Raw genomic sequence first — 6,359 nt, 5'->3', positions numbered from 1 at the left:
TCACCCGGATTGCCAACCGAATTGCAAAGGGCAATTCGGGGCAATCCGACCTCTCCCCGAGGGGAGAGGAGATCGCCAGCGCCGGCGCCAGCCTCTTCTTCCCGCCGGGGAGAAGGTGGCCGCGAAGCGGCCGGATGAGGGGGCTCTTTGCGATTTGCTCAGGCCTCACGACAGCGCCGGCAGCAGATCCGCCACCGGCAAGACAATCTCCTCCTTCACCGTCTTGGTGACGATGTAGGTGAAATAGCGGTCGATGCCGATCTCGCGTTCAAGTAGGGCGTCGACCAGCCGCTGATAGGCGTCGATGTCGCGCGCCATCACTTTCAGCAGATAGTCGACGCCGCCGCCCACCGACCAGCAGGCGACGATTTCGGGGATATCGCGGATGACCCGCTCGAAGCGGTCGAAATCGGCCTGGCGGTGGCTGGCCAGCGTTACCTCCATCAGGACGGTGGCGACCGGCGCGACGGCGCGTATCGCAACCTTGGCGTGATAGCCGGAGACGATGCCGGCCTTTTCCAGCTTGCGCAGGCGCATCCAGCACGGCGTCGCCGACAGGCCGACCTTTTCGGCGAGCGCCAGCTTGGTGATGCGCCCGTCGCGCTGGACCGCGTCGAGGATTTTCAGGTCGATCTGATCGAGTTTCGGTGCGGCCATGAGCGTCCACTTTTTTGTCCCCGACACCATGACGGCGCATTATTTCGATTGTCAATTGCACTGATTTCGATCTCTAATATGTCATGACATTGTGGCGTCCAGATCCCGCGCTCATCCGGCGGCCGGCCTATCAATCGCTCGCCGACCAGTTCGCGCGCGCCATCCATGATGGGCGGTTGGCCAATGGCACGCGGCTGCCGACGCATCGCCGGCTGGCCGACGAATTGGAGCTTTCGGTGCAGACAGTCAGCCGCGCCTATGAGGAACTGATCCGCCGGGGCCTGGTCTCCGGCGAGATCGGCCGCGGCAGCTTCGTGCAGACGCAGCGCCGCGAGCCGGAGCCGCCCTATCTGCCGGAACGCCTTGGCGAGGTCATCGACCTCTCGATCCTGAAGCCGGTCTGCGAGCCGATGCATCTGGAGCGGCTGAAGCAGGCGCTGGGCTGGCTTGCCGAAAACCTGCCGTCGAGTTCGGCGCTGTCGTTCAGGCCGAACATGGTGTTCCCACGCCACCGCGCGGTGGCGGTCGAATGGCTGCGGCACTGCGGTCTCGACGTGTCCGCGCAGAATGTCAGCCTGACCAACGGCGCCACGGCCGGCATGACGGTGGCGCTGATGAGCGTGGCGCCGCCCGGTTCGACCGTCGCCACCGAAGCGATCGGCCATCACACGCTGATCCCGCTGGCGCGCTATCTCGGCTTCAACCTCGAGGGCCTGCCGATCGACGACAACGGCTTGATCCCGGAGGCGCTGGACGAGGCCTGCCGGCTTTCCGACATCCGCGCCGTGTTCGTGCAGCCCTCGGTGATTAACCCGACCGCAACGCTTATGGATGCCGTGCGGCGCGAGCAGATCGCTGCGGTGGCGCGCCGGCATGACATCGCCATCATCGAGAACGACGTGCTCGGCCCGCTGGTCGAGGGCCGTCCGCCGCCGGTCGCCGCCTTCGCGCCCGAGCGCACGCTCTACGTCACCTCCTTCACCAAGATCGTCGTGCCGGGCCTGCGCATCGGCTATCTCGCGGCACCCGACCGCTATGCCGCCGCCGTCGCCAACCGCCATCTCGTCTCCAACTGGATGGCGACGCCGCTGGTGGCCGAGATCGCGACAAAATGGGTGGCCGACGGCACGGCGATGGAGCTCGTCCGCTGGCAACGTTTAGCGCTGCGGCGGCGGCAGGAGATTGCCGCCCAGGTGCTTGCCGGGGTCGACTATCGTGTCCATCGCGACGGACTGCATCTGTGGCTGCAGCTGCCCGGCGACCGCGCCGAGGAGGGTTTCGTCTCGCAGGCCCGCCTGCAGGGCGTGGCGATCGCACCAGGCACTTCGTTCCGTATCTCGGCGGCGCCCTGGCAGCCGGCGGTTCGGATCTCGCTGGGCTCAACCACCGAGGGGGAACTGCGCGCCGGGCTGAGCGTTGTGACCAAACTTCTGCTCGGCGACCCGGAGCATCTCCTGCTGGCGATCTAGGCAGACATTGCCGCGAAATTGTGCGGAGCCAGAAACATTGTCATGAGTTTATTTTCTGATTGACATGATTTGGCGCGTTCCGCATCGTTGAAGGCACCAAGCTTCTCCAGCACGGGGAATTCATTGTCCGCGCCCATCATCAAGATCGACGGCATTTCGAAAAGCTTCGGCACCTTCAAGGTGCTGGACGGCCTGTCGATGCAGGTCATGCCGCGCGAGAAACTGGCGCTGATCGGCCCGTCCGGCTCGGGCAAGACGACGATCCTGCGCATCCTGATGACGCTGGAGCGGATCGACAGCGGCCACATCCAGATCGACGGCGAGCAGCTTTACCACATGGAGCGCAACGGCCAGTTGCTGCCCGCCGACGAACGGCATCTGGCAAGAATGCGCCAGAAGATCGGCATGGTCTTCCAGCTGTTCAACCTGTTTCCGCACAAGAGCGTTATCGACAACGTCACGCTGGCGCCGATCTTGACCAAGGGCATGCCGCGCGCCGCCGCCGAAAAACGGGCGATGGAACTGCTCGACATGGTCGGCATGGCCGACAAGGCCAAAGCGATGCCGGCGCAGCTTTCCGGCGGGCAGAAGCAGCGTGTGGCGATCGCCCGGGCACTGGCGCTGCAGCCCAGGATCATGCTGTTCGACGAGGTGACATCGGCGCTCGATCCGGAACTGGTCGAGGAAGTGCTGAACGTGTTGTGGCGGCTCTGCTCCGAGACCGACATGACCATGCTGCTCGTCACCCACGAAATGGGTTTTGCCCATGATTTCGCCGACCGGGTTCTGTTCTTCGACCGCGGCAAGATCGTCGAAGAAGGCAAGCCCGACGAGATTTTCCGCAATCCCAAGCAGGAGCGCACGCAAGGCTTCCTGAAGAAGATCATCGCGGCCGGACATCGCGTCTGACCGCCATGCCCAGGGCGGCGAAGCCGTTCCGCAGAACGACCAAACCGCGAAGAGAAGCAAGGAGTTGGGAACAATGAAGAAACTTGGCATTCTGGCCGGCGTCGCCGGTGTTGCACTGACCGCAATTCTGGCCGCCTCGACCGCGGGATCGGCCGACGACAGCAAGCTCGAAGAACTCAAGGCACAGGGCTTCGCCCGCGTCGCCATCGCCAATGAGCCGCCCTATACGGCGGTTGCGGCCGACGGCAAGGTTTCGGGCGCGGCGCCCGATGTGGCGCGCGAGATCTTCAAGCGCCTCGGCGTCAACGACATCGTCGCCTCGATCTCGGAATATGGCGCCATGATCCCCGGGCTGCAGGCCGGCCGTTTCGACGTCGTCACCGCCGGCCTGTTCATGAAGCCGGAGCGTTGCGCGGCGGTCGCCTATTCGGAGCCGGTGCTGTGCGACGCCGAGGCGATGCTGGTCAAGAAGGGCAACCCCAAGGGCTTCAAGAGCTATGAGGATGTCGCCAAGGATGCCACCGCGACGATCGGGGCGCCGGGCGGCGGCACCGAGGAGAAGCTGGCGCTCACCGCCGGCGTGCCGCGTGACCGCGTCATCGTCGTGCCGGACGGCCAGAGCGGCTTGAAGATGCTGCAGGACGGCCGCATCGATGCCTATTCGCTGCCGGTGCTGTCGATCAACGATCTGGTCAAAAAGGCCAGCGATCCGAATCTCGAAGTCGTCGCCCCGGTGGTCGGCGCGCCGGTCTATTGCGACGGCGCGGCCTTCAAGAAGGGCGACGAGGCGTTGCGCGACGCCTATGACGTCGAACTGGCCAAGCTGAAGGAGTCCGGCGAATTCGCCAAGATCATCGAGCCGTACGGTTTCTCGGCAGCGGCGGCGATGTCGACGAGCCGCGACAAGCTCTGCTCGGCGAAGTAGGGCCTTTTTCCCTCTCCCCGTTCACGGGGAGAAGGTGGCCCGAATGCATGTCGCCCAAAAGTGCGCAGCGGTTTTGGGATAACGACATGCACAAACAAGGCCGGATGAGGGGCTGCGCCAGTTCTGCCGGATTGGCTCTGCCCCTCATCTGCCTGCCGGCATCTTCTCCCCGTGAACGGGGGAGAAGGGGCCAAGACTACAACCGTAAACGTTGGAAATTTCGAACTTCATGACCCAATGGTCCGGCTATTTCGGCCTGATATTGCAGGGAGCGCTAGTTACCATCGAGCTGACGCTGATGGGGTCGGTGCTTGCGCTGATCATGGCCTTTCTCGCCGGGCTGGGGCGGCTCTCGCGGTTTTTCGCGATTCGGGCGCTGGCCACCGCCTATATCGAATTCTTCCGCGGCACCTCGATCTTCGTGCAGCTGTTCTGGGCCTATTTCGTGCTGCCCTTCATCGGCATTTCGCTGACGCCGCTGCAGGCCGGCGTGCTGGCGCTTGGCCTCAATGTCGGCGCCTATGGCGCGGAGGTAGTGCGCGGCGCCATCCAGTCGATCGGCCGCGAACAGTACGAGGCCTGCACCGCGCTCAATCTCGGCCGCTGGCAAGCTATGCGCTATGTCATCCTGCCGCAGGCGCTGCTGGTCATGCTGCCGACCTTCGGCAACAACGCCATCGAATTGCTCAAGGCGACCGCAGTGGTTTCGCTGATTTCGCTCACCGACCTGACCTTCCAGGCGCAGGTGGTGCGCTCGCAGACCGGCAACACGATGGTGCCGTTCACCACCATTCTCGTCATCTATTTCGGCCTTGCGCTGATCATCTCGTGGGGCGTGCGTTCGCTGGAACGCCGCATGGCGCGCGGCCTCGATGGGGTGCGCGTCTGATGGATCGGGCCTCATAATGGAATGGGATTGGAATTTCGTCTGGGAGATCATGCCGACGCTGATCCAGGGCGTCAAGATCACCATCCTGGCGACGCTGCTCGGCTCGGTCCTGGCCGCGATCGTCGGACTGGCCATCGCGCTGGCGCGGCGCTCGCCGAACAAGGCCTTGTCGCGCACCGTCGGCTTCCTCGCCGAGTTCATCCGCGGCACGCCGCTTTTGGTGCAGCTCTATTTCATCTTCTATGTGCTGCCGGACATCGGTATCCTGCTGCCGCCGCTGGTGGCGGGCGTCATCGGCCTCGGCCTGCATTACGGCACCTACACAGCCGAAGTCTATCGCGCCGGCATCGACAATGTGCCGCGCGGCCAATGGGAAGCCGCCAAGGCCTGCAATCTGAACGCCAGGCAGACCTGGACCCACATCATCATGCCGCAGGCGATTCCGCCGATGATCCCGGCGCTTGCCAACTACTTCATCGCGATGTTCAAGGAGACGCCGCTGCTGTCGGCGATCACCGTGCTGGAACTGATGAACCAGGCCAAGAGCGTCGCCAACACCTATTACCGCTATGTCGAGCCGATGACCTTGGTCGGCGCCTTCTTCCTCGTCATCAGCCTATTCTCGGTCGTGCTGCTGCGCTGGCTGGAACGCCGCTACGGGCGTATTGAAAAATGACAGTGGTTCCTGCGATGCTTTTGCTAGAGTGCAAACCGTTGGCAAGGAGAGCGTGGTGATCGCTCCTGTCGACATCCGCTTGCACTCGACACGGCCGGCGCTCGACGCGCGTCCGCTGGAAAAGCGCATCGGATTGATCATCCTTGCCACCGACCATACGACCGAACCGGATTTTCGCCGCATGGTGGCAAGCGACCGGATCGGCGTCTATGTCGCGCGCATTCCCTACGCCAATCCGACGACGCCGGACAATTTGCGCAAGATGCAGCCGTCGCTGACGGCGGGCGCCGCGCTCATCCTGCCCGATGAGCCGCTCGACGCGATCTGCTATTCCTGCACCTCGGCCTCCGTGGTCATCGGCGATGCCGAGATCGAGGCGGCGGTGCAGGCGGCCAAGCCCGGCGTGCCCGTGGTCACACCGCCGATGGCAGGGGCGCGTGGCTTGAAGGCGCTGGGCGCCAGGACGATCAGTATTCTTACTCCCTACACGGTCGAGACCAGCCGGCCGATGGCGGCCTATTTCGCGGCGCACGGTTTCAAGATCGCCAGCTTCACCTGTCTCGGTTTCGAGGACGACCGCGAGATGGCGCGGATTGCACCGGCCACGCTGGTCGATCTGGCGCGCGAGGCGACCGATGCGCAAGCGGACGCGCTGTTCGTCTCCTGCACGGCGCTGCGGGCCGCACTTGCCGTGGTCGGCATGGAAGAGGCAATCGGCCGTCCGGTCGTGACCAGCAACCAGGCAACGGTCTGGAACTGTCTGCGGCTTTGCGGCGACGACGAGCCGCGCGCCGAATTCGGCCGTCTGATGACGCTGCCGTTGGGACAATGAGG

The 6,359-nt window shown here is 64.2% G+C and carries 7 protein-coding genes; 6 read left to right on the top strand and 1 reads right to left on the bottom strand.

Going from position 1 to position 6,359, the window contains the following annotated elements; translation table 11 throughout:
* Positions 1-165: 165 nt before the first annotated feature.
* A complete protein-coding gene (locus AC0L14_RS19985) occupies positions 166-657 on the bottom strand; it encodes an Lrp/AsnC family transcriptional regulator (RefSeq protein WP_473750486.1) in 492 nt (163 codons plus the stop codon).
* Between the two features lie 83 nt (positions 658-740).
* On the opposite strand from AC0L14_RS19985, the gene ehuR reads away from it, so the two are divergent.
* The 6 genes from ehuR to eutA all read left to right on the top strand — a co-directional run bounded on the left by ehuR (position 741) and on the right by eutA (position 6,357).
* Positions 741-2,126, top strand: coding sequence for a MocR-like ectoine utilization transcription factor EhuR (gene ehuR / locus AC0L14_RS19980; protein ID WP_473750485.1), 1,386 nt, complete (start codon positions 741-743; stop codon positions 2,124-2,126).
* A 123-nt stretch (positions 2,127-2,249) separates the two neighbouring features.
* The gene (ehuA, locus tag AC0L14_RS19975) at positions 2,250-3,035 is read left to right on the top strand and encodes an ectoine/hydroxyectoine ABC transporter ATP-binding protein EhuA (protein ID WP_065006648.1); all 786 of its coding nucleotides are present in this window, start codon (positions 2,250-2,252) and stop codon (positions 3,033-3,035) included.
* A gap of 73 nt (positions 3,036-3,108) precedes the next feature.
* Positions 3,109-3,960 carry an ectoine/hydroxyectoine ABC transporter substrate-binding protein EhuB gene (ehuB, locus tag AC0L14_RS19970; RefSeq protein ID WP_473744964.1) on the top strand — a complete coding sequence of 284 codons (852 nt, stop codon included), beginning with the start codon at positions 3,109-3,111 and terminating at the stop codon, positions 3,958-3,960.
* Between the two features lie 229 nt (positions 3,961-4,189).
* A complete protein-coding gene (gene ehuC / locus AC0L14_RS19965; protein ID WP_473750484.1) occupies positions 4,190-4,849 on the top strand; it encodes an ectoine/hydroxyectoine ABC transporter permease subunit EhuC in 660 nt (219 codons plus the stop codon).
* A gap of 16 nt (positions 4,850-4,865) precedes the next feature.
* Positions 4,866-5,525 carry an ectoine/hydroxyectoine ABC transporter permease subunit EhuD gene (gene ehuD / locus AC0L14_RS19960; RefSeq protein WP_473750483.1) on the top strand — a complete coding sequence of 220 codons (660 nt, stop codon included), beginning with the start codon at positions 4,866-4,868 and terminating at the stop codon, positions 5,523-5,525.
* Positions 5,526-5,580: 55 nt separating this feature from the next.
* Positions 5,581-6,357 carry an ectoine utilization protein EutA gene (eutA, locus tag AC0L14_RS19955; protein WP_473750482.1) on the top strand — a complete coding sequence of 259 codons (777 nt, stop codon included), beginning with the start codon at positions 5,581-5,583 and terminating at the stop codon, positions 6,355-6,357.
* The last annotated feature ends 2 nt before the right edge of the window (positions 6,358-6,359 follow it).

The organism is Mesorhizobium sp. WSM4841 (genome assembly GCF_055811515.1).
This window is presented reverse-complemented; position numbering and strand designations above follow the sequence as displayed.

Bases quoted from the DNA above. Each gene is read 5' to 3' on its own strand.
- ehuC (WP_473750484.1), top strand. From the start codon at position 4,190: ATGACCCAATGGTCCGGCTATTTCGGCCTGATATTGCAGGGAGCGCTA.
- AC0L14_RS19985 (WP_473750486.1), bottom strand. From the start codon at position 657: ATGGCCGCACCGAAACTCGATCAGATCGACCTGAAAATCCTCGACGCG.
- ehuD (WP_473750483.1), top strand. From the start codon at position 4,866: ATGGAATGGGATTGGAATTTCGTCTGGGAGATCATGCCGACGCTGATC.
- ehuB (WP_473744964.1), top strand. From the start codon at position 3,109: ATGAAGAAACTTGGCATTCTGGCCGGCGTCGCCGGTGTTGCACTGACC.
- ehuR (WP_473750485.1), top strand. From the start codon at position 741: ATGACATTGTGGCGTCCAGATCCCGCGCTCATCCGGCGGCCGGCCTAT.